Origin of the sequence: Streptomyces sp. NPDC007907, from assembly GCF_042959365.1 — a bacterium.
Taxonomy (GTDB): domain Bacteria; phylum Actinomycetota; class Actinomycetes; order Streptomycetales; family Streptomycetaceae; genus Streptomyces; species Streptomyces indiaensis.
In genome coordinates this window covers 37,999-58,775 of the sequence record NZ_JBIBKR010000002.1, presented here as the reverse complement: position 1 = coordinate 58,775, position 20,777 = coordinate 37,999, and the positions used below count along the sequence as shown (strand labels likewise).

Annotated in this window: 18 protein-coding genes; 8 read left to right on the top strand and 10 right to left on the bottom strand. The window is 71.1% G+C overall.

The genetic code is table 11. The features are described from left to right. Positions 1-159 precede the first annotated feature (159 nt). A complete protein-coding gene (locus tag ACFZDI_RS06270; RefSeq protein WP_234850588.1) occupies positions 160-576 on the top strand; it encodes an SsgA family sporulation/cell division regulator in 417 nt (138 codons plus the stop codon). A 53-nt stretch (positions 577-629) separates the two neighbouring features. Here ACFZDI_RS06270 and ACFZDI_RS06265 read toward each other — a convergent pair whose 3' ends face one another. After that, on the bottom strand, positions 630-1,280 hold the full coding sequence (locus ACFZDI_RS06265; RefSeq protein ID WP_391248138.1) for a GPP34 family phosphoprotein: 651 nt from the start codon (positions 1,278-1,280) through the stop codon (positions 630-632). 310 nt (positions 1,281-1,590) lie between these two features. Between ACFZDI_RS06265 and ACFZDI_RS06260 the strand changes: the two genes are divergently transcribed. The 4 genes from ACFZDI_RS06260 to ACFZDI_RS06245 all read left to right on the top strand — a co-directional run bounded on the left by ACFZDI_RS06260 (position 1,591) and on the right by ACFZDI_RS06245 (position 7,754). Next, positions 1,591-3,216: an ATP-binding cassette domain-containing protein gene (locus ACFZDI_RS06260; RefSeq protein ID WP_391248136.1), complete on the top strand. Its 1,626-nt coding sequence runs from the start codon at positions 1,591-1,593 to the stop codon at positions 3,214-3,216. A 10-nt stretch (positions 3,217-3,226) separates the two neighbouring features. Continuing rightward, complete coding sequence (locus tag ACFZDI_RS06255; protein WP_391248134.1) at positions 3,227-5,503, top strand: ATP-binding cassette domain-containing protein; 2,277 nt, start codon at positions 3,227-3,229, stop codon at positions 5,501-5,503. A gap of 305 nt (positions 5,504-5,808) precedes the next feature. Further along, positions 5,809-6,585, top strand: a complete 777-nt coding sequence (gene ddaH / locus ACFZDI_RS06250) for a dimethylargininase (RefSeq protein WP_234848673.1) — start codon at positions 5,809-5,811, stop codon at positions 6,583-6,585. 191 nt (positions 6,586-6,776) lie between these two features. Continuing rightward, complete coding sequence (locus tag ACFZDI_RS06245; protein ID WP_234848674.1) at positions 6,777-7,754, top strand: acyl-ACP desaturase; 978 nt, start codon at positions 6,777-6,779, stop codon at positions 7,752-7,754. A gap of 125 nt (positions 7,755-7,879) precedes the next feature. Here the strand turns inward: ACFZDI_RS06245 and ACFZDI_RS06240 are convergent, their stop codons facing one another. Continuing rightward, positions 7,880-8,122 carry a WhiB family transcriptional regulator gene (locus ACFZDI_RS06240; RefSeq protein ID WP_234848698.1) on the bottom strand — a complete coding sequence of 81 codons (243 nt, stop codon included), beginning with the start codon at positions 8,120-8,122 and terminating at the stop codon, positions 7,880-7,882. Between the two features lie 224 nt (positions 8,123-8,346). Here ACFZDI_RS06240 and ACFZDI_RS06235 point away from each other — a divergent pair, with 224 nt between their 5' ends. Then, positions 8,347-9,132: a VOC family protein gene (locus tag ACFZDI_RS06235; protein ID WP_391248131.1), complete on the top strand. Its 786-nt coding sequence runs from the start codon at positions 8,347-8,349 to the stop codon at positions 9,130-9,132. Between the two features lie 213 nt (positions 9,133-9,345). Here the strand turns inward: ACFZDI_RS06235 and ACFZDI_RS06230 are convergent, their stop codons facing one another. Then, positions 9,346-10,383: a LacI family DNA-binding transcriptional regulator gene (locus tag ACFZDI_RS06230; protein ID WP_234848676.1), complete on the bottom strand. Its 1,038-nt coding sequence runs from the start codon at positions 10,381-10,383 to the stop codon at positions 9,346-9,348. 152 nt (positions 10,384-10,535) lie between these two features. Then, a complete protein-coding gene (locus tag ACFZDI_RS06225; RefSeq protein ID WP_234848677.1) occupies positions 10,536-11,546 on the bottom strand; it encodes a multicopper oxidase domain-containing protein in 1,011 nt (336 codons plus the stop codon). A gap of 189 nt (positions 11,547-11,735) precedes the next feature. Between ACFZDI_RS06225 and ACFZDI_RS06220 the strand changes: the two genes are divergently transcribed. Beyond that, entirely contained in the window at positions 11,736-14,216 is a 2,481-nt protein-coding gene (locus ACFZDI_RS06220; protein WP_391248128.1) for a ThuA domain-containing protein, read from the top strand. Positions 14,217-14,263: 47 nt separating this feature from the next. Beyond that, the gene (locus ACFZDI_RS06215; protein WP_391249464.1) at positions 14,264-16,408 is read left to right on the top strand and encodes an OmpL47-type beta-barrel domain-containing protein; all 2,145 of its coding nucleotides are present in this window, start codon (positions 14,264-14,266) and stop codon (positions 16,406-16,408) included. Here the strand turns inward: ACFZDI_RS06215 and ligD are convergent. The 6 genes from ligD to ACFZDI_RS06185 form a co-directional block, all read right to left on the bottom strand. Continuing rightward, on the bottom strand, positions 16,395-17,426 hold the full coding sequence (gene ligD, locus ACFZDI_RS06210; protein ID WP_234848679.1) for a non-homologous end-joining DNA ligase: 1,032 nt from the start codon (positions 17,424-17,426) through the stop codon (positions 16,395-16,397). The two genes, ACFZDI_RS06215 and ligD, sit on opposite strands and share 14 nt — an antisense overlap. A gap of 233 nt (positions 17,427-17,659) precedes the next feature. Further along, positions 17,660-18,328 (bottom strand): methyltransferase domain-containing protein, encoded by a 669-nt coding sequence (locus ACFZDI_RS06205; protein ID WP_391248126.1) that lies wholly within the window; start codon positions 18,326-18,328, stop codon positions 17,660-17,662. Positions 18,329-18,399: 71 nt separating this feature from the next. Continuing rightward, positions 18,400-18,861 carry a glycine-rich domain-containing protein gene (locus tag ACFZDI_RS06200; protein ID WP_391248124.1) on the bottom strand — a complete coding sequence of 154 codons (462 nt, stop codon included), beginning with the start codon at positions 18,859-18,861 and terminating at the stop codon, positions 18,400-18,402. A gap of 100 nt (positions 18,862-18,961) precedes the next feature. After that, positions 18,962-19,123 carry a hypothetical protein gene (locus ACFZDI_RS06195; protein ID WP_391248122.1) on the bottom strand — a complete coding sequence of 54 codons (162 nt, stop codon included), beginning with the start codon at positions 19,121-19,123 and terminating at the stop codon, positions 18,962-18,964. Beyond that, positions 19,120-19,491 (bottom strand): hypothetical protein, encoded by a 372-nt coding sequence (locus ACFZDI_RS06190; protein ID WP_234848682.1) that lies wholly within the window; start codon positions 19,489-19,491, stop codon positions 19,120-19,122. The genes ACFZDI_RS06195 and ACFZDI_RS06190 overlap by 4 nt, the downstream gene beginning before the upstream one ends. Before the next feature lie 73 nt (positions 19,492-19,564). Next, on the bottom strand, positions 19,565-20,761 hold the full coding sequence (locus ACFZDI_RS06185; protein ID WP_391248120.1) for a helix-turn-helix domain-containing protein: 1,197 nt from the start codon (positions 20,759-20,761) through the stop codon (positions 19,565-19,567). Positions 20,762-20,777 lie beyond the last annotated feature (16 nt).

Genomic DNA, 20,777 nt, shown 5'->3' with positions numbered 1-20,777 from the left:
GGGCACACGAGGAGAGTCACGTCACTCCGGTGCATGAACGCGGTGACAGAGGTCACTCGCCATTCGTGTGCACGGATTGGCTGATTCCGTCGTCTCTTCCAGTGCCCGGCCTCATCCGCCCGGAAGTGTCCGTCCAGCCGTCACAAGGGAGCAAAGGCGTTGTCCATCGTCATCGAGCAGCCCGTGGAGGCCCGCCTCGTCGCCGCCGCGCCGCGTATGCCGAGCATTCCCGCGACGCTGCACTACGACCGGCGTGATCCGTTCGCGGTCCGCATGACCTTCCCCGCCCCGGCCACGCTGGAGGGCGTCGACGTCTGCTGGACCTTCTCCCGCGAGCTGCTCGCCGCGGGCCAGAAGAGCGCCGAGGGGCACGGCGACGTGCGGGTGCGACCCTACGGCTACGACCGCACGGTGCTGGAGTTCCACGCGCCCGAGGGCACCGCCGTGGTCCACGTCCGCTCGAGCGAGATCCGCCGGTTCCTCGAGGCCACGAGCGAACTCGTGCCCGTAGGCCTGGAGCACCTCCAGCTCGATCTGGACCACGGCCTCGCCGAGCTGATGCGCGACGCGTGCTGAACTGACGGACCGGCTACGCCAGGGCGTCGGCCTCGCACTCGGCCGCGGGGGGTTCAGTGCGAGGCGGTCACCGCGCTCCTCGCCCTCCGCTCGGTCAGGGTCGTGCTCACCTCGCGGACGATGCGGGCCAGCCCGGGCCTCGCCTCTCCGGCCCGTTCGGACAGCTCCCGGGTGCGCTGTTCGAAGGGGCCTTCACCGAAGAGGTGCGCGGCGGCGGCGAGCACGGCCACCGCCGCGTCGCGGTCGCAGATCCCGGCGGCCGGCAGCGGCCCCCGAAGAGCCTGACCGGTCTCCTCCCGCAGCGCCTCCACGACGACCACCCGTGCCAGCGCGTACTCCACGGACGGAAAGACGCCGAGCACGCGTCTCTTCTCCGCCCGGACGTACCCCTGCGCCACCAGTTGCTCCCGCACGGCGTCGGAGGTCACCCGCGCCCGCAGCGTCACCCAGGTGCGCCAGGAGTGGGGGCAGGACTCGCGGACGAGGTCCAGCAGCCCGTCGAGGACCGGGTCACCCGCGCTCGCGTCCAGGTCCACCGGCGTGGCGATGCCGTCCACGTCGGTCAGCAGCCCGCGCCGGGCCAATTCGACGAGGGCGCCGGCCCGCACCAGCTCGGTGCGCGGGGCGGTGCCGGCGGCCGGTCGCCCGATGTCCCAGGCCAGCAGACAGAGCCGGGCCGGCAGTGAGAGCGGTGCGTTGGGCACGGGAGCCTCCTTCGAGCAGGAAGACCGGGTTCCCCGTAAAGGCGTTGACATCGCTCACAGCGCCTTCGTACGGTGTACAACGTCCTGTTGCCGCCGATTGGAGAAGGACGTTGCTCGTCTGAGGTCCTGAGACACCGCGTCACACCCTCCGGTGTGCGCTGCGTGCGACCTCGGCGTTCGAGCCGTCCTCCCGGTGCAGGGCATCTCTCATGTCCGTGACGTGCCCACGGAGCCTCCTCCTCCCCTGGTCGCAGGTGTCTCGACACGCGTTTGCCCCTGACCGCTTCGAGCAACCGCGAGCGAGGCCCCCATGTCCGCTTCCATCACCGTTACGTCCCTTGCGTTCGCCTGGCCCGACGGCAGTCCCGTCTTCGAGGGCCTGGACGTCGCGTTCGGCCCCGGCCGGACCGGCCTGGTCGGCGTCAACGGCTCGGGAAAGTCCACCCTGCTCAAGCTGATCGCCGGTGAACTCGCACCGGCCGACGGCACCGTCCGCGTGGCCGGCGAGGTCGGATACCTCCCGCAGAACGTCACGCTCGACACCACCCTGCGCGTCGACGAAGCCCTCGGCATCGCCGCACAGCGCGCCGCCCTGCACGCCATCGAGTCGGGCGACGCCTGCGAGGCGCATTTCGACACCGTCGGCGACGACTGGGACGTCGAGGAGCGCGCCCTCGCCACCCTGGGCGAACTCGGCCTGGGCCACGTGGAGTTGGACCGCACCATCGGCGAGGTGTCCGGCGGCGAGTCGGTCCTGCTGCGCCTGGCCGCGCTGCTGCTGCGCCGGCCCGACGTGCTGCTGCTGGACGAGCCGACCAACAACCTCGACCTGTACGCCCGGAGGCGGCTGTACGCGGCCGTCCAGTCCTGGCCGGGCGTGATGGTCGTGGTCAGCCACGACCGTGAACTGCTGGATCTCGTCGACCAGATCGCCGACCTGCGCTCCGGCGACATCACCTGGTACGGCGGCAACTACACCGATTACGAGGAGGCGCTGGAGATCGAGCAGGAGGCGGCGGAGCGCATGGTGCGCGTCGCCGAGTCCGACTTCCGCAAGCAGAAGCGCGAACTGGCCGACGCCCAGGTCAAACTGGCCCGCCGCAAGCGGTACGGGCAGAAGATGTGGGATCAGAAGCGCGAGCCGAAGATCGTCATGGGGGCGCGCAAGCGCGCGGCGCAGGAGTCCGCGGGCAAGCACCGCATCATGCACGAGGAGAAGCTCGCCGAGGCCAGGGAGCGGCTCGACGAGGCGGTGGAGGCCGTACGGGACGACGACGAGATCCGCGTCGACCTGCCGTACACGGCCGTGCCGCCGGGGCGGACCGTCCTCACCCTCCAGGATCTCGGGCTCCGCTGGGGCGCCCGGGTGAAGGGCGGCGTCGAGCTGCGCGGACCGGAGCGGGTCGCGTTGATCGGGCGCAACGGCGCGGGCAAGACCACGCTGCTGCGCACGATCACCGGCGAGCTCGCCCCGGAGTCGGGCGAGGTGCGGGCGCACGTCCCGCTGCGGTTCCTGCCGCAGCGGCTCGACGTCCTCGACGGGGAGCTGTCCGTCGCCGAGAACGTGGCCCGGTTCGCGCCGGGCGCGACCAACAACCGGGTCCGGGCGCGGCTGGCGCGCTTCCTGTTCCGGGGCGCCCGCGCCGACCAGAAGGCGGCGACGCTGTCCGGCGGCGAGCGCTTCCGGGCCGCGCTGGCCGCGCTGATGCTGGCCGAGCCCGCCCCGCAGCTGCTCCTGCTGGACGAGCCGACCAACAACCTCGACATGGCGAGCGTCCGGCAGCTCACCACGGCACTGGAGTCGTACGAGGGAGCGCTGGTCGTGGCCAGTCACGACCTGCCGTTCCTGGAGTCCGTCGGCATCACGCGCTGGCTGCTGCTGGAGGAGGGAGAACTGAAGGAAATCACGCCAGAGGCTGTCGGGATTCCCTCCTAGCGTCGGAGGCATGACCGACTTCGCACACGATGCCATCACCCTGACCGGAGCACGCGAGAACAACCTCAAGGACGTCACCCTCCGCATCCCGAAAGGCCGGCTGACGGTGTTCACCGGCGTTTCGGGGTCGGGGAAGTCGTCCGTCGTCTTCGACACGATCGCGGTGGAGTCGCAGCGCCAGCTGAACGAGACGTACCCGTGGTTCGTCCGCAACCGGCTGCCCAAGTTCGAGCGGCCGCACGCGGACGGCCTGGAGCACCTCACCCCGGCCATCGTCGTCGACCAGCGGCAGATCGGCGGCCATTCCCGGTCGACCGTCGGCACCATGACGGACGTCTACTCCGTGATCCGGGTGCTGTTCTCCCGGCACGGCACGCCGAGCGCCGGGCCGGCGACGGCGTACTCGTTCAACGACCCGTCGGGCATGTGCCCCGAGTGCGACGGTCTCGGCCGGACGGTGCGGCCCGACTGGGACCGGATCCTGGACCCGGACCGTTCCCTCGCCGACGGGGCGGTCCGCTTCCCGCCGTTCGCCGCCGGCACCTGGCAGGGGCAGGCCTACACCAACAGCACCGACCTGGACCCGCACAAGCCGGTCGGACGGTTCACGGCCGCCGAGCGGGAATTCCTCATGCGTGGGCGGCCGGGCAGCAAGGTCACCGTCAACGGCACCGGCGGCACCTGGACCACCGAGTACGAGGGGCTGGCCGTCCGCTTCGAGCGGCTGTACCTGAAGCGGGACCTGTCGGCCATGAGCCAGAAGACCCGGGACCTGGTGCGCGCGTACCTGGTGGAGGGCGCCTGCCCGACGTGCCCGGGAGCCCGGCTGAACGCGGCGGCGCTCGCGACCCGCGTCAACGGCCGGTCGATCGCCGACTGCACCCGCATGCAGGTCACGGACCTGATCGCCGTGCTGAAGGAGATCGACGACCCGGTGGCCGGGCCGATCGCCTCGGCCGCCGTCACCGCGCTGGAGCGCATCGAGGCGATCGGCCTCGGCTACCTCAGCCTCGACCGGGAGACGGCCACGCTCAGCGGCGGGGAGGGACAGCGTCTGAAGACGGTGCGGCACCTGGGCTCCAGCCTGACCGGGATGACGTACATCTTCGACGAGCCGAGCGTCGGACTGCACCCGCGGGACGTGGGCCGCCTCGGCGACCTGCTGCTGCGGCTGCGCGACAAGGGCAACACCGTGCTGGTCGTCGAGCACGACCCGGACGTGATCGCGCTGGCCGATCATGTCGTCGACATGGGTCCGGGGGCCGGGGCGGGCGGCGGCACGGTGGTGTTCGAGGGGACGGCACGGGAGCTGGCGGCGTCCGGCACGCTCACCGGACGGTGCCTGCGCCGCGGTACGGCGGTCAAGGACGAGGTGCGGGAGCCCACCGGGGAGTTGTGGGTGAAGGGCGCCCGCCGTCACAACCTGCGGGACGTGACCGTACGGTTCCCGGTCGGTGTGCTCACGGCGGTGACCGGGGTCGCCGGGTCCGGGAAGAGCACCCTGGCCGGGGAGTTCACCGCGGCGCACGACGAGGCCGTGGTCGTCGACCAGTCGTCGATCGGCATCTCGGGCCGTTCCACCCCGGCGACCTACCTGGGCATCATGGACACGGTCCGCAAGGTCTTCGCCCGTGAGACGGGGACCGAGGCGGGCCTGTTCAGCTTCAACTCCGGCGGAGCCTGTGACACCTGCGAGGGCCGGGGCCTCCTCTACACCGACCTGGCCTTCATGGACCCGGTGACGACGACCTGCCACGCCTGCGAGGGGCGGCGCTTCAAGGAGGAGGTGCTACGGCTGACCGTGCGGGGCAGGTCCGTCGCGGACGTCCTGGAGATGACCGCCGAGCAGGCGCTCGACTTCTTCGACGACCCGGGCGCAGAGCGCCGGCTGCGCGCCCTGCGGGACGTAGGACTGACGTATCTGACGCTCGGGCAGCCCCTCTCCACCCTCTCCGGCGGCGAGAGGCAGCGGATCAAGCTGGCCACACGACTGCACCGGACCGGGGCGGTCTACGTCCTCGACGAACCGACGACCGGCCTGCACATGGCGGACGTGGAAGGACTTGTCACCCTGCTGGACCGGCTGGTGGACTCGGGCAACACGGTCGTCGTGGTCGAGCACAACCTGGACGTGGTCGCCCGCGCCGACTGGGTCGTCGACCTCGGCCCGGACGGCGGCCGGGACGGCGGCGCGATCGTCTTCGAGGGGACGCCGCGCCGGCTGCTGGAGGCGAAGGGGTCGTTCACGGCGGAGCATCTGCGGCGGGCGGTACGGCACCACCGGTGAGCCGGCGACGCGCCCCCGTACCACGCGACACCGGCCCGGCGGCGGGGGTGGAGGGGGCAGGGTCCGTGGGCTGAGCCGGTGTGCGGACGGGGTGCCGGGTCGCGGGGTGCGTTGCCGGGGCGTGCGGCGGGGTACCCGCAGGGGCGGTGGGTCGGTGGCCCGGCCCGCTCCGGCCGTCCTCGGGGCTGTCCTCTCCCCCGTTCGCCCTGCATGATGGTCGGCCGACGCCCCGATGGGCTCCGGTCGATCCCAGGGGCTCCGTCGGTGCGGTCCCGACACGTCCCATCCGATACGGAGTCACGCTCGTGCCCAGCAAGAAGGCCCTCGTCCGCCGCCCCGGTCCCCGTCTCGCCGAGGGGCTGGTGACGCACATCGAGCGGGAGCAGGTCGACGCCGGCCTCGCCGTCGAGCAGTGGTCGGCGTACGTGGAGGCCCTGCGCACGCACGGCTGGGACATCGTCGAGGTGGACCCGGCGGACGACTGCCCGGACGCGGTGTTCGTCGAGGACACGGTCGTGATGTACAAGAACGTGGCCCTGATCGCGCGTCCCGGCGCCGACTCCCGGCGGGACGAGACCGCCGCGGTCGAGGAGACCGTGGCCGGTCTCGGCTGCTCGGTGAACTGGATCTGGGAGCCGGGCACCCTGGAGGGCGGGGACGTCCTGAAGATCGGCGACACGGTCTACGTGGGACGGGGCGGCCGCACCAACGCCGCCGGCGTCCGGCAGCTGCGCGCCGCGTTCGAGCCGCTCGGCGCGCGGGTCGTATCGGTGCCGGTGAGCAAGGTGCTGCACCTGAAGTCGGCGGTCACGGCACTGCCCGACGGCACGGTCATCGGACACATCCCGAAGATGGACACGCCCTCGCTGTTCGGGCGCTTCCTGCCGGTCCCGGAGGAGGCCGGGTCGCACGTGGTGCTGCTCGGCGGTGACAAGCTGCTGATGGCGGCGAGCGCGCCGAAGACCGCCGAGCTGTTCGCCGACCTCGGGTACGAACCGGTCGTCGTGGACATCAGCGAGTTCGAGAAGCTCGAGGGATGTGTGACGTGCCTCTCGGTGCGGCTGCGGGATCTGTACGTCTGAGCGGACCGTGCCCCTCCTCTTCGCCCCCTCGACCTGCGGGTCCGGGGAGCCGGCGCGCGCTCCAGGGCGACCCCGCTGCTCAGCGGCCTTTACAGCACCCTTAACCTACGGCTTCGTAACCTACGCAGACGTAGCCTACGATGCCGTAGGTTGACCGCTCACCGCTCGAACGCTTGTCCCCTGGAGAGTCCATGACGATCACCACTCCCCACCTCGGCAGCCCGGCCGGCGCCTGGACCGACGCTCAGCTGCTGTACGCCCTGGAGGAAGTGGTCGAGAAGGAACTCAACCGGCATCTGAAGGTCGCCAAGGACTGGATGCCGCACGAGTACGTGCCGTGGACCGACGGTCGCAACTTCCCCGGCCTCTTCGAGGACGGCCAGGCCTGGGAGAAGGAGCAGTCCAAGGTCACCGAGATCGGCCGCATCGCGCTCGTCGTCAACCTTCTGACCGAGGACAATCTTCCCAGCTACCACCACGAGATCGCCTCGCTGTTCGGCCGCGACGGCGCCTGGGGCACCTGGGTGCACCGCTGGACCGCGGAGGAGGGCCGGCACGGCATCGTGATGCGCGACTACCTGCTCACCTCGCGCGCGGTGGACCCGGACAAGCTGGAGGAGTTCCGGATGTCCCACATGAGCGAGGGCTTCGAGTCGGACAACCGGCACTCGATGCTGCACTCGGTCGCCTACGTGGCCTTCCAGGAGCTCGCGACCCGCGTCTCGCACCGCAACACCGGACACCAGTCCGGGGACCCGGTCTGCGACCGCATGCTGGCGCGCATCGCCACCGACGAGAACCTGCACATGGTCTTCTACCGGAACCTGCTGAAGGCGGCCTTCGAGCTGGCGCCCGACCTGACCATGATGGCGGTGCGCGACGTCATCGTGAACTTCCGGATGCCCGGCCACGGTATGCCCGGCTTCGAGCGGGCCGCCGCGCAGATGGCGATCGGTGAGATCTACAACATGCGCATCCACCACGACGACGTGCTCCAGCCCGTGCTGCGGTTCCTGAAGATCATGGAGATCGACGGCCTGGGTCCCGAGGGCCGCAAGGCGCAGGAGGAGCTGGGCCTGTTCATGGGCGGTCTGGACGCCGAGGCGTCGAAGTTCGACGAGAAGCTGGCCGCCCGCAAGGCCCGCATGGCGGCCCGGGCCGGCGCCTGACGCCGACCGGCACCCCCGGAGACAGGGCCCCGGCCGCGACGAGCGGCCGGGGCCCTGTGCGTTCCGGCAGCGGACAGGGCGAACCCGGCCCCCGCTCCCGTGGCGGGGCCCCACGCCCGTGGTGGCTACCGCACGCGTCGCAGTTCCAGCCGCTCCTTCTCCGAAAGGCCGCCCCAGACGCCGAAGCGCTCGTCGTGGTCCAGCGCGTACTCCAGGCAGGCCGCGCGGATCGGGCACATACCGCAGATCCGCTTCGCCTCCCGCACCGAACTGCCGGGCTCGGGGAAGAAGAAGTCCGCCCCCGTCTGCGCGCACAACGCCTCTTGCTGCCATTCGAGTTCGGGCGAGGTGATGGTGTGGATGTGCATGACCGAGAGCGTCGCGGGCAGCGAAAAACGTTCGATCAACGCGCGATCAACAGCGCGTTCACGGCCCTCCGGCCGCTCGATGATCGCCCGCCGGACGGGACGGCGCACGGCGGCGCGCGGAAACCTCCCCCCTCACGTCCCGGCGGCGCTCCGGCGGCGTTCGTCACCGGGCGGTGCCAGACTCGGCAGTGCAGACGACGGGCCCCTGCGCGAGGAGGGCGACGATGCTCACCACCCGTTATGTCACCGGTGCTCCGAACTGGATCGATGTCGGCGCCCCCGACATCGACGGCGCCGCCGCCTTCTACGGAGCACTGTTCGGCTGGCGGTTCCAGCCGGGCGGCCCGGAGGTCGGGGGGTACGGCCTGTTCCGGCTCGGCGGCCGGACGGCCGCCGGAGGCATGCAGGCCACGCCGGAGCAGGGCCCGCCCTCCTGGACGGTGTACTTCCAGTCGCCGGACGCGGACGCCACGTCGCGGGCGGCCGAGCAGGCGCGCGGCGCGGTGAGGGTGCAGCCCATGGACGTCCAGGACCTGGGCCGGATGGCGATCCTCGCCGACCGGGCCGGGGTGACCTTCGGCCTGTGGCAGCCGGGCCGCAACAAGGGGCTGGAGGTCGTCCAGGAGCACGGCTCGCTGTGCTGGGTCGAGCTGTACACGGCGGACGTCCCGGCCGCGGCGGCCTTCTACCACTCCGTGCTGGGCCTGGAGACCTTCGGCGCGGACTTCGCCGGCGGTGCGTACACCACGTTCAACCCCGCCGGGCAGAGCGAGGGCGCCATGTTCGGCGGGGTCGTGCCCCTGGCGGACGACCCGGTGGAGGACGAGGCCTACTGGCTGCCGTACTTCGAGGTCGCCGACACGGACGCGACGGTCGCCAGGGCCGCGGAGCTGGGCGGCACGGTCCGCCTCCCGGCCACCGATGTGCCGTCCGTCGGCCGCCTCGCCAAACTCGCCGACCCCTACGGTGCCCGTTTCGCGGTGATCCACAGCGAGCCGCAGCAGGGCTGAGCCGACCCGGCGTGCCGTCCGGATCGCCCCGGCGGCCCCCGGGCCGGCCGGGGAGCGGGCCTCGCGCGAATGTCCGGGGGCAGAGCGGGGCGCCTGAGAACTCGGGTGTCCTCAGCCGTCGTGCGAGTGCCGCGGCGGGGGGCTTGTCGCGCAGATCCCCGCGCCCCTCAGGAGCCCGACGACGGCGCCACGGCACGGCGGAGCGCAGGCACCTCAGGCCGATCCGCGTCGCACCAGCGTCGTCGGCAGCACCACGCTGGACTGAGGTGCCCCGACGCCCTCCCGCGGGGCGTCGCGGTCGAGGCCGCGCAGCAGCAGGCGGGCCATCAGGCGGCCCATCTCCTCGATGTCCTGACGCACCGTCGTCAGCGGCGGGTCGGTCTGTTCGGCGACGGGCCGCATGTCGTCGAAGCCGATCACGGCCACGTCGTCGGGGACGCGGCGGCCCGATGCGCGCAGGACGCGCAGCGCTCCGGAGGCCATGAGGTCGTTGGCGGCGAACACCGCGTCCACGTCCGGGCACCGGCCGAGGAGCTCGCGCATCGCCTGCTCGCCGCCGGCCGGGGTGAAGTCGGACTCGGCGATCAGCCGTGGGTCGGCGTCCACCATGACGTCCCGGTAGCCGTCGAGGCGGTCCACGGCGGAGGTCTGGTCGAGGGGGCCGGTGATGTGCGCGATCCGGGTGCGGCCGAGCCCTGCCAGGTGCCGTACGGCGTCACGGGCGCCGCCGCGGTTGTCGCTGTCGACGTAGACGACGTCACGCCGGTCGCCGCTCCAGCCGGGACGGCCCCCGAAGACCGTGGGGATGCCTGCCCGCTGCGTCAGCTCCGGCAGCGGGTCGTCGAGGTGCAGGGAGAAGACGAGGGCGCCGTCGACGTGCCCGCCGGCGAGGTACCGCCCGACCCGAGCGTGGTCGTCCCGGCCCTCCGTGAGCAGCAGCACGAGCTGATTGTCGTGGGCGGTGAGCTCCTTACTGATGCCGCGCAGCTGGAGCGCGAAGAACGGGTCGGCGAAGACCCTGGTCTCCGGTTCGGCGACGACGACCGCGATGGCGTCGTGCCGTCGGGTCACCAGGGAGCGGGCGGCCTGGTTGGGCACGTACCCCAGTTCCTCCACGGCCTTGCGGACCCGCTCCACGAGGACGTCGCGCACGCCGTCCCCGCCGTTGACCACGCGGGAGACGGTGGCCCGCGAGACCCCGGCCCGGGCGGCCACGGCCTCCAGCGTGGGGCGTGGCGCTGTGTCGGTCACTTCGGGGCTCCTCACCTGCGGCTGCCGCTCAGGATAGCCCCGGCACGCAGCGCGGTGAGAGCGCTCTCGCCCCCCTCTGGGCAGCGCCCCTCAATGCTCACCCCCTCCGGGCAGCGCCCCTCAATGCTCCTGGCCGCCGTCCGTCGGCGCCGTCAGTGCTCGTGGCCTCCGCCCGCCGACGCCTCCCCGTGCTCGTGGCCGCCGCCCGCCGGCTCGTCGCCGTGCTCGTGCGGGTCGTGTCCCGGGATGGTCCCGTCCGGCTTCTTCACGAGGAACAGTCCCACCATCCCCATGTCGGAGTGGCTCTGCACGTGGCAGTGGTACATCCAGGCGCCGGCGCCGACCCCCTCCCCCGCGATCACCTGGAAGCCGAAGGAGTCGGCCGGGCCGGTGATCTTGTTGTCGATGACCTGGCTGGGGTCCTCGGGGCCGGTAAGGATGCCGGTGCGGTTGTCCGCCCAGCGGTGACCGTGCATGTGGAACGTGTGGTAGAACTCGCCGTGCGTGATCACCACGAACTCGACGCGGTCGCCCACCGTCGCCTCGAAGTTGGGCCCCGAGTGCGGCGGTCGGTTGTTGATGCGCATGTCGTTGAAGACGACGGTGTGCGTGCGGTCGGGCAGGACGTCGCCCTTGCGGCGGACGATGACCGCGCCGAAGAGGCCCTTCTGGAGCCCCACGGTGCCGTGTTCGGTGCCGACGACGTGGTCGTGGTAGTGCCAGTAGCCCGCGCTGCCCGAGCGCCAGGTGCCGTCCTTGCGGCGCCCCGGGGCGTGGGTGCGCCAGGTGTAGGTGCGGGTACCGCCCGGCTCCACATGACTGCGGTTCAGTTTCGTGCCGTCGCTGGTGATCTCGTAGTCGAGACCGTGGACGTGCAGGCTGACCTCCACATCCATGGTGTTCTCGAACTCGACGTGCAGGGTGTCGCCCTCGTTGAGCTCGATCAGCGGGCCCGGGACGCTCGCCTTTCCCTTCTCCAGGCCGTAGCCCATCTGCCCGTCGGGGAGCTTCTCGGCGTAGAGCTTGATGCGCTTGACCTCGCCTCCGGCGGGGGCCGTCTTCACCGGTCCGGCGGCGCTCACGGCCTCCGGCGCCACGGACAACGATGTCGCGACGGCCGCGCCGCCCAGCAGGACCCGCCGGTTGAAGCTGCGTCTGTCCATGCGGAACTCCCCACCCTGGTAAGGCATTTACGGAGGCGTACCTGTGATGAACCTGTGCGACGGTACCGGCCGCGCTCTCGTTTATCCACACTCAAGACAAAGTTGGTGCCATCCCGGTCATAGGTATTGGCGAGACATGCAAAGGGGTTTAGCTTCCTTGGCGGTGTTGCTGTGACCGAGGAGGTGCCCATGCACTTACGAGGGTTGAGCAAGTCAAGACGCGTCTGGGCGGCGTCCGTCGCCGCCGGGGTGGTGACCGCCGGGCTGCTGTCGGGCCCCGCCGCGACCGCGCGCCCTTTCCCGGAACCCCCGCTGACAACGATGTCGATCAAGTCGCCGCCGGGCGGCGCGAACGTACGGGTGCTGATCTTCCACGGTTCCGCGGCGGCCGGGGAGGAGTCGCCGGTGGTGGACGCCGGGATCGAGGCCATCGAGGACATCGGCCTGACGGGCCCGGCGAACCGCCGTTTCAAGGTGCAGGCCACCGCCGACGCCTCGGTGTTCACCGACGAGACGCGGCTCGGCCGCTTCAACGCGGTCGTGTTCCTGACCGGCGGGGGCGATGTCCTCGACGCGGAGCAGGAGGCGGGCCTGGAGGCCTACATGGAGGCCGGCGGCGGGTTCGTCGGCATTCATGACGCGGCGCGCGCGGAGCCGTACTCGGACTGGTTCACCGGACTGGTGGGTGCCCGTCCGGCCGCGTCGAGCCCCACGGCCGTCCAGCGGGCGACGGTGGAGGTGGGTGACCGCGGCCACCCCGCCACCAAGGGCCTGCCGATGCAGTGGAAGCGTCCGGACCGGTGGCTGAACTGGGTGAAGAACCCCTCCGGGGACGTGCACACGGTGGCCCGGGTCCGCGAGTCCACGTACCAGCCGGGAACAGGCTCCAACGGCTGGGACCATCCGGTGAGTTGGTGCCGTGACTACGACGGCGGACGCTCCTTCTACACGGGCATGGGCGGGACGGTGTCGTCGTACGACGAGACCGACTTCCGCGAGCATCTGCGCGGCGCGCTGATGTGGACGACCCGGCTGGAGCAGGCCGACTGCAAGGCGACCATCAACGCCAACTACGTGGCGGAGCGGCTGACCAAGCCCAACCAGCCAGGCCGGAACGACCAGATCGGCGAGCCGCACGGCATGGTCACCGCGCCCGACGGCCGGGTGTTCTACATCGGCCGGGGCGGCGCCGACTCCTCGCAGCCGGTGATCACCGACTGGAACAACCCGGACATCGGCAAGGGCAAGGGCGAGATCCACGTCTACGACCCGAAGACCAAGCAGGTCACCCTGGCCGGGGCACTCACCGTCTTCGGCAACAAGGGCGGCGGCGACGAGCTGGTCAAGGTCGAGGAGGGGCTGCTCGGCATCGAGCTGGACCCCGGGTTCGCGCAGAACGGCTGGGTGTACCTGCACTACACGCCGCACGAGCGGATCAACCGCGAGACGCGGATGGCGGAGCGGCGGGTCTCCCGGTTCACGCTCGACCGGGCCACGAACAAGCTGGACCTGTCCAGCGAGAAGGTGCTGCTGAAGTGGCCGGTGCAGATCCACAGTTGCTGCCACGCGGGCGGCGGGATGGCCTGGGACTCCAAGGGCAACCTGTACATCGCCACCGGTGACAACAACTCCAGCGGCTTCAGCTCCGGTTACTCGGGTAACAACCCGGAGCCGAACTACAAGGGCGTGTCCTTCGCGGACGCGCGCCGCACCGCGGGCAACACCAACAACCTCAACGGCAAGATCCTGCGCATCCACCCGGAGCCGGACGGGACGTACACGCTCCCCGCGGGCAATCTCTTCACCGGGAAGGAGCCCGACGAGGGCGGCGGCAAGACGCGCGGTGAGATCTATGTGATGGGCGTCCGCAACCCGGCGCGCATCTCCGTCGACAAGTCGACCGACGTGCTCTACGCAGGCTGGGTCGGACCGGACGCGAGCGCGCCCTCGACGACCTGGGGCCCGGCCAAGTACGACACGTTCGCCGCCATCACCAAGGCGGGCAACCGGGGCTGGCCGTACTGCATGGGCAACAAGCAGCCGTACCGGGACCGCAATCTGCCGGATCCGTCCAAGCCGCTGGGCTGGTACGACTGCGACCACCCGAAGAACGAGTCGCCGAACAACGACGGGCTGGTCAACCTGCCGCCGGTGACCGGCAACAACATCTGGTACGCGCCCTCGGGCGGCGGCCCGGACTACCCGCGCGACGCGAACGGCGTCCCGTCGTACAAGCCCGCGGAGGCCACCTACCGGCTGCCCTGGCTGAAGGGCGGCGGGCAGGCCGCGATGAACGGGCCGGTCTACCGGTACGACGGGGTCGCGGCCGACAGTGCCGTGAAGTGGCCCGCGTACTGGGACGGCAAGTGGTTCGTCGGTGACTTCTACGACGCCGACCAGCCGCGCAACGCGGTGCTCATGGACCCGAAGACGCAAGGAGACGGCGGTCTGCCCGTGCACGCGGAGTCGCTGAAGAAGATCGTGCCGGTCGGCAACGACGGCATCAGGAACCTGATGGACTGGAAGTTCGGTCCGGACGGCGCGCTGTACGTCCTCGACTACGGGCGCGGCTTCTTCACCTCCGACTCCAAGTCGGCGCTGTGGCGGGTCACCTACAAGGGCGGCGGGCCCACCCCGGCCGTCGGCCAGCTGGCGAGGGGGACCGAGTGATCCGGCAACGAAGAGTCTGGGCCGCCCTGCTGGCCGCCCTGCTGCTGATGCTCGGCGTGCAGGCACTGCCCGCCGCCGGGCAGCCAGAGACGAAGGCGGCCGCCGACCAGGTGCTGACCTGGACGGCCGGCAACGACATCGACAAGTACCTCTCGGCGCCGAAGACGGCGGTCGCCGGTGCCGCCACGATCGTCTTCGAGAACAGCGCGGCCACCGGCAACACCACGGGCATGCCGCACACCCTGACGTTCGTGACCAGCGACCCCGAGTTCAACAGCGACGTGCAGCTCAACATCCTGGCCAACCCCAACGACGCCCAGGGCGGCAGGCACACCGCCCAGGTGACGCTCACACCCGGCCGGTACTTCTACCACTGCACGATCCCCGGCCACGGCCAGATGCAGGGCATCCTGACGGTGACCGAGGGGACGGGCGGGGACACCACGGCGCCCGAGACGTCGGCGCACGTCAGCGGTACGCAGAACACGCAGGGCGAGTACGTCGGCTCGGCGAGCGTGGCGCTGCACGCCACCGACGAGGGCGGCTCCGGCGTCGAGCGGATCGAGTACGCGATCGGTGACGCGGGTGCCTGGCAGCCGTACACCGCGCCGGTCGTCGTCGATCGGGTCGGCAGCCACACGGTCCGCTACCGGGCGTTCGACAAGGCGGGGAACGTCTCCGCCGAGAAGAGCGCGCGGTTCACGGTCGTGGCGCCCCAGTCCGACGACACCACCGCGCCGGAGACCTCGGCGACGGTGAGCGGTGAGCGCGACGCCGGCGGGGCGTACATCGACATGGCGACGGTCACCGTCTCGGCCTCCGACACGGGGTCCGGGGTCAACACCGTCGAGTACGCGGTCGGGCCGGGAGCCTGGCAGCTGTACACCGGGCCCGTGATGGTCCACCAGGTGGGTGAACACACCGTCCGCTACCGGGCCACCGACAAGGCGGGCAACGTGGCGGCGGAGAAGAGCGTGCGGTTCACGGTCGTCGCGGCGCCACCCGCGGACACCACCCCGCCGGTGACCGGCGTGACCGTGGAGGGCACGAAGAACGCGAGCGGCGCGTACGTCAACAGCGCCCGGGTGACCGTCACGGCGACCGACGCGCACGGCTCGGGCGTCGACAAGATCGAGTACTCGCTCGACGGCGGGCCCTACCTGGCGTACTCGGCGCCGGTGGTGGTCGACCGGGCGGGTGCGCACACCGTGGCCTACCGGGCGACGGACAAGGCCGGCAACACCGCGGCGGCCCGCACGGTGACCTTCACGGTCGTCTCGGGGCAGGTCCCCGCGCCGGACTGCCCCGAGTACGACGAGCGGCTGACGGTGATCGTCGGCACGGTCGACTCGGGCGTGCGCAACCGCGTCACGGACAACCGGTGCCGGATCGGCGAGCTGATCGAGGACGAGAAGGAGTGGACGTCGCAGGCGCTGTTCCTCAAGCACGTGACCTCCGTCCTGGACGCGCTGCTGAAGGAAGGGGTGGTCGACGAACGGGAGTCCAAGGCGATCCGCAAGGCCGCCCGGCAGTCGGGCATCGGCAAGCCGGGACAGACCGAGGGCTACCGGGCGCTCTTCGACGGCACGGCGGAGTCCCTGGCCAAGTGGCAGCAGGTGGGCGGCGGTTCGTTCGGGCTGAACCCCGACGGGACGATCACCTCCAGCACCACCACGCCCGGCATGGGCATGCTGTGGTTCCCCCAGCGCACGTACGGCGACTTCTCGCTGAAGCTCCAGTGGCGTGACGACGCGCCGGGCACCGGCAACGCCAACTCCGGTGTGTTCGTGCGCTTCCCGTGGGTCCACGACCACCCGGAGGAGTCCCGCCCCGAGTGGGTCGCCATCAAGTACGGGCACGAGGTGCAGGTGCTCGACCGGCCCGACGGCGACATGTACAAGACGGGCTCGGTCTACGGGTTCGACCGCGTCGGTCTCGCCGGTGCCGGTGTCACCCAGAAGGGCACCTGGAACGACTACGAGATCCGGGTGGAGGGCCAGCACTACTCGGTGTTCCGCAACGGCGTGCTGATCAACGAGTTCGACAACACCGGGGGCCAGGAGTTCACCCCGCCTCGCTCGGACGACCCGGGCACGGACGGGCGGCGCTTCGCCTCCGGCTACCTCGGGCTTCAGGTGCACGGCACCACGGACGTGGTCTCGTACCGCGACATCCGGATCAAGGAGCTGTAGGAGGTTCCTTCTCCTTACGGGCCCTGCTCGGCTGTACCCGTCTGGGCTCCCCCGGCATCTTCGGATACTCGGGCGGGTACGGCAGGTCGCCCAGTCCGTGGTCGTGTTCGTCACGGCGGGCGAGGTCGAGCAGGGCTTCCAGGGAGTAGCGCTTGTCGTCCATGTCCGCGTGCACGTCGCCGAGTTCGGCGAAGCGCGCGGGCATGGTCGCGAGGTCGAAGTCCTGGGGGTGCGCGACCCCGACCTCCTCCCAGCGCAGGGGGGCGGAGACGGGAGCGTGCGGGCGGGGGCGTACGGAGTAGGCGGAGGCGATCGTGCGGTCGCGTGCCGTCTGGTTGTAGTCCAGGAAGATGCGCTCGCCCCGCTCCTCCTTCCACCACTTGATGGTCACCTGCTCGGGCATCCGCCGTTCCATCTCGCGGCCGACGGCGATGGCGGCGCGGCGGACCTGGGTGAAGGTCCAGCGCGGCTCGATGGGCACGAAGACATGCAGTCCCCGGCCGCCCGAGGTCTTGGGAAAGCCGCGCAGTCCGCCGAACTCGTCGAGCACCGCCCGCAGTTCGTGGGCGGCGCGGGCGGCGTCGTCGTAGTCCGTGCCGGGCTGCGGGTCGAGGTCGATGCGGAGTTCGTCCGGGTGGTCGACGTCGTCGCGGCGCACCGGCCAGGGGTGGAAGGTGAGGGTGCCGAACTGGGCGGCCCACACCACGGCTCCGGCCTCGGTGGGGCACATCTCGTCGGCGCTGCGGCCGCTGGGGAAGGTGATGTGCGCGGTCGGGATCCAGTCGGGCATGTTCTTGGGCGCCCGCTTCTGGAAGAAGTTCTCACCGGTCACGCCCTCCGGGTAGCGTTCCAGGGTGGTGGGCCGGTCGCGCAGGGCGCGCAGGATGCCGGGGCCGACGGCGATGTAGTAGCGGGCGAGGTCCAGCTTGGTGAAGCCGCGCTCCGGGAAGAAGATCTTGTCCGGGCTGGACAGCCGTACGGTCCGGCCGTCCACCTCCAGTTCCACCGCGTCACCCATGCTGGACACGGTAGGCGCAGCCCACGCACCTCGCATATCGGGCGGACCGGGGTGTATCAGAGCAGAATCGACCCATGGGTCCGCGGAGAATCTCTTATCCGCAGGTCAGGGCGCATTCCGCGTTCCTCTCACGGCGGTTCTCTCACAACTCCAGAGGGCTGTGAGCACGCGCGGTGACCACGTCCAGACGGCCCTCGGGCAGGGGCGCCACCGGATCAGCAATGGCACGTTGCTCAGGCGCGGGCCTGGACGATCAGGGTCCCCACCGTTCGAGGCCCCGACGGTGCTGGCAAGACCATCGCGCGCACGTCCATGTAGCCATGCTCCGCCAGCAGCTGCTCCCACGCGTCGGGCTCGTAGTCCCACCGCTTCACGACGAGCGGGTCCTCATCGTCGCCGCGCGGGATGTACGAGGCCTGGCAGCCGTAGCAGCCCTCCACAGGAGGCCGCTGCGAGAACACCAGCCGACCGCCTGGACGCAGCCGCTCACGTACAACTGGCAGCAACCGGGCCGGGTCGGTGAACCAGACGGCGCCGTACACCGAGTACACCGCGTCGAAGGTCTGCGCCGATTCCCGCAGGTAGCTGACAGCATCGACCTGGCGGAGGTCCAGGCCGGGCAGGTACCCCCAGCGCTCAGCGGCTGCGTGCAGCTGTGCGGGCGAGACGTCGATACCGACGGCGCGCATGCCGATCGCGGCCAAGTGCGCAGCGTTGCCGCCCTTGCCGCACCCGAGGTCCAGTGCGCGCCCCCCGGGCGGCAGGCGCAGAAGCTCAGCTCCCGGCCCATGGTCGGGGTACTGCGTCCAGTTGAACCAGGTGGTTTCGCCGCGGGCGTTCACGGGTCGGCGTTCGGGCCGCTGCCGCGAGTACGTGTCCCAGGCGATCGCCGTGTCCGTCACTCAAGCTCCGCTCGTCGGGCCAGCCGCCCGGTGGAGGCACCGGACGGCTGGAGTCTTGCATGGGTGTGGGGCTACGTGTTGGGGCTGTCGGTGCATCCGGCGTGGCACTGATGGCAGTCGGCCATGTCCGGCCACAGCTCCTCGTCAACGGCGTAGCCAACGGCCGTGATGGCGGCGAGGGTGCGCTCGCGGGTGGCCTGGGGGCCGCCGGGCGTCTCGTCGTTCTCGTCGGTCGGTACGTGGTGGACGAAGCGGCCTACGACCTCCTCGCAGAAGCGGGTGTAGTCGACGGTGTGCAGGATGAACGCATGCCAGCCGTAGTCGACCAGCTTGCTCGGGGCGAGGGACTGGCCGGGCTGGTTGCCGGAAGCGGCGATGAACGCGGCGGCCTGGCCGACGATGCGACGAGCGGTCGCCTCGGTGATCTCCGGGTGGTCGGCGGTGATGCGGCGGGCGAGCCGGTCGGTCACCTCAGGGTCAACCAGGGTGATCGGGTCGGTCGTGCCCACGGGACGTTCCAACGCGATGGTCACGTGCCTACTCCTCGTGTGGGACTGGTGCCTCCGGTTGGAGGCTCTAGACCCGCCCGCCCCAGTGCTCATGGGGTACAGGGCGAGCGGGGGCTTGGGCCGGTCAGGTGCTGCGGCGTGCCTGCCGGTACTCCGCGGTGAGGCGAGCGGCGGTGTCGCAAGGGAGGTTGAGGTTCGCGCCCTGCGCGTCTGTGGCCCGGCACGTCGGGCGCGTCAGGCAGTGATCCCATAGGGCGGCCTGCTCGGGCGTCTCGGCGAGGATCATCCGTGCACCTCCAGCGCGAGACGGCGCAGAGCGCGACGGGTGTCGCACAGGATGGGGTTGTCCACGCACTGCTCGCAGGCGCCGGAGTGCACGCCGTATGTGCGGAGCGCTGCAGCGCGTACGCAGTCAGGGCAGCCGCGGGGGAAGAGGGTCACCCCGTGGGGCCCGGGGCGCTCGCCGAGGTCGACGGCGGTCTCGATGGTGAGCCGGTTCTGGCACCAGACGCAGGCCGCGCCGCGGGCCTGTAACGCCGACAGACTGGCGACCTTGGGGAGCGGTAGCAGGGCAAGCGCGGAAGTCTCTGCGCTGCTGCTGGTGCGCGTCTCCCCTAGCACGAGGGCCTCCACGGTTGCGGTGATCCGACTCACACCAACGACCGTAGGCAGGCATAAACGGGTCGATCCGAGCTGACAGTTCGGGTGAACCAGAGGCTCGGCGGGCTTACACCAGACCGATCCGCACCGCGAGCTGCTCGGCCTGCCGGGCGTGCATGGCCCGGGCCCGGCGGATCACCGTCAGGACCAACTGCCGGGCGAGCGGCGTCCGGGCGAGATCCTCAGGGGCGATCGCCTCCAGGCCGAGGAGCGCGAGGAGCACAGCAGCGTCATCCCGGCGCTGACACGCCGCGACCTCCAGCCCGAACGTGAACTCTCGCTCCAGCGACGGCAGCCCGCTCGTGTCGATGGCGTCCGCTGTGTGGAGAGCCTCGCCCGTCTCGCCCGCCTCCATCTCGATGGAGACGGCGTGCAGCGCCACGTTCGTGGGCCCGAAGACCGTCCGGCCCACGTTGCTGGCGTCCGAGACCTCGCGGGCAGCCGGGGCAGCGTTTTCCCTCAGCCGCTCCCGCGCCTCCCACCACCGGCGCCGACGGGCGGCGGCCACCACCGCGACAAGCTGCAGAGCACCGCCCATCGCCTTTCGATCCGCCTCCGCTACCCGGGCGGCGGTCACCTGCTCGGCGGCCCGTAACGCCAACTCCTCGGCCTCGCCGGGCTGGCCCGCAGCGAGCAGCACATGCCCGAGGTTCCACTGGGCGGCGGCAATGCGCAGCGGGTCGTCGGCGTCCTCGGCGGCGCGCATCGCCCGGTCGGCGGCGAGGGTGGCCAGGTCGACCCGTCCGGTGCGGCGCAGGTACGAGCGGAGCAGGCAGTACAGGTCTGAGGCCGCGCGCAGTACGGCGCGGCGCTCTGCCTGGTCCGCTCCCGCCCGGGCGGCGCGCACGGCGTGCTCGGTGTCAGCGACGAGGGCGGGGAGCGTCTCGGCGGCCCTGGTGAAGCGGTCGCCTGCGGTCTGCCAGCTCTGCCACGCGGCCTCCACTCGGTTCCTCAGCTCGGCTGCCGAGATGGGCGGGGCGCTGAGCGCCGGGCCGTAGCCGAGGAGTGCGCAACCGACCGCGGCCTCGGCAGTGTCCGTCGACTCCTCCTCGGCCGGCGGCTGCTCCGACAGAAGCGCGGCCGTGGGTACCCCCAGCTCCTGCGCGAGGGCGTACAGGATGGGCAGCGACGGCACCTTGAGGCCCCGCTCGATCTGCGACAGGTAGTCGGGCGAGATACCGACCAGGCCGGCGACCGCGTCCTGCCGGCGCCCGCCGCGGTAGTGGCGGATCCTGTCCCCGATGGGGAGGTCTGCTGCAACCATGCGCCTGCTCCTCGCT

What these genes read in the sequence shown, in the direction of transcription:
- ACFZDI_RS06260 (WP_391248136.1), top strand. Translation starts at nt 1,591, where the DNA reads ATGTCCGCTTCCATCACCGTTACGTCCCTTGCGTTCGCCTGGCCCGAC.
- ACFZDI_RS06255 (WP_391248134.1), top strand. Translation starts at nt 3,227, where the DNA reads ATGACCGACTTCGCACACGATGCCATCACCCTGACCGGAGCACGCGAG.
- ACFZDI_RS06245 (WP_234848674.1), top strand. Translation starts at nt 6,777, where the DNA reads ATGACGATCACCACTCCCCACCTCGGCAGCCCGGCCGGCGCCTGGACC.
- ACFZDI_RS06240 (WP_234848698.1), bottom strand. Translation starts at nt 8,122, where the DNA reads ATGCACATCCACACCATCACCTCGCCCGAACTCGAATGGCAGCAAGAG.
- ACFZDI_RS06235 (WP_391248131.1), top strand. Translation starts at nt 8,347, where the DNA reads ATGCTCACCACCCGTTATGTCACCGGTGCTCCGAACTGGATCGATGTC.
- ACFZDI_RS06225 (WP_234848677.1), bottom strand. Translation starts at nt 11,546, where the DNA reads ATGGACAGACGCAGCTTCAACCGGCGGGTCCTGCTGGGCGGCGCGGCC.
- ACFZDI_RS06220 (WP_391248128.1), top strand. Translation starts at nt 11,736, where the DNA reads ATGCACTTACGAGGGTTGAGCAAGTCAAGACGCGTCTGGGCGGCGTCC.
- ACFZDI_RS06215 (WP_391249464.1), top strand. Translation starts at nt 14,264, where the DNA reads ATGCTCGGCGTGCAGGCACTGCCCGCCGCCGGGCAGCCAGAGACGAAG.
- ligD (WP_234848679.1), bottom strand. Translation starts at nt 17,426, where the DNA reads ATGGGTGACGCGGTGGAACTGGAGGTGGACGGCCGGACCGTACGGCTG.
- ACFZDI_RS06195 (WP_391248122.1), bottom strand. Translation starts at nt 19,123, where the DNA reads ATGATCCTCGCCGAGACGCCCGAGCAGGCCGCCCTATGGGATCACTGC.
- ACFZDI_RS06185 (WP_391248120.1), bottom strand. Translation starts at nt 20,761, where the DNA reads ATGGTTGCAGCAGACCTCCCCATCGGGGACAGGATCCGCCACTACCGC.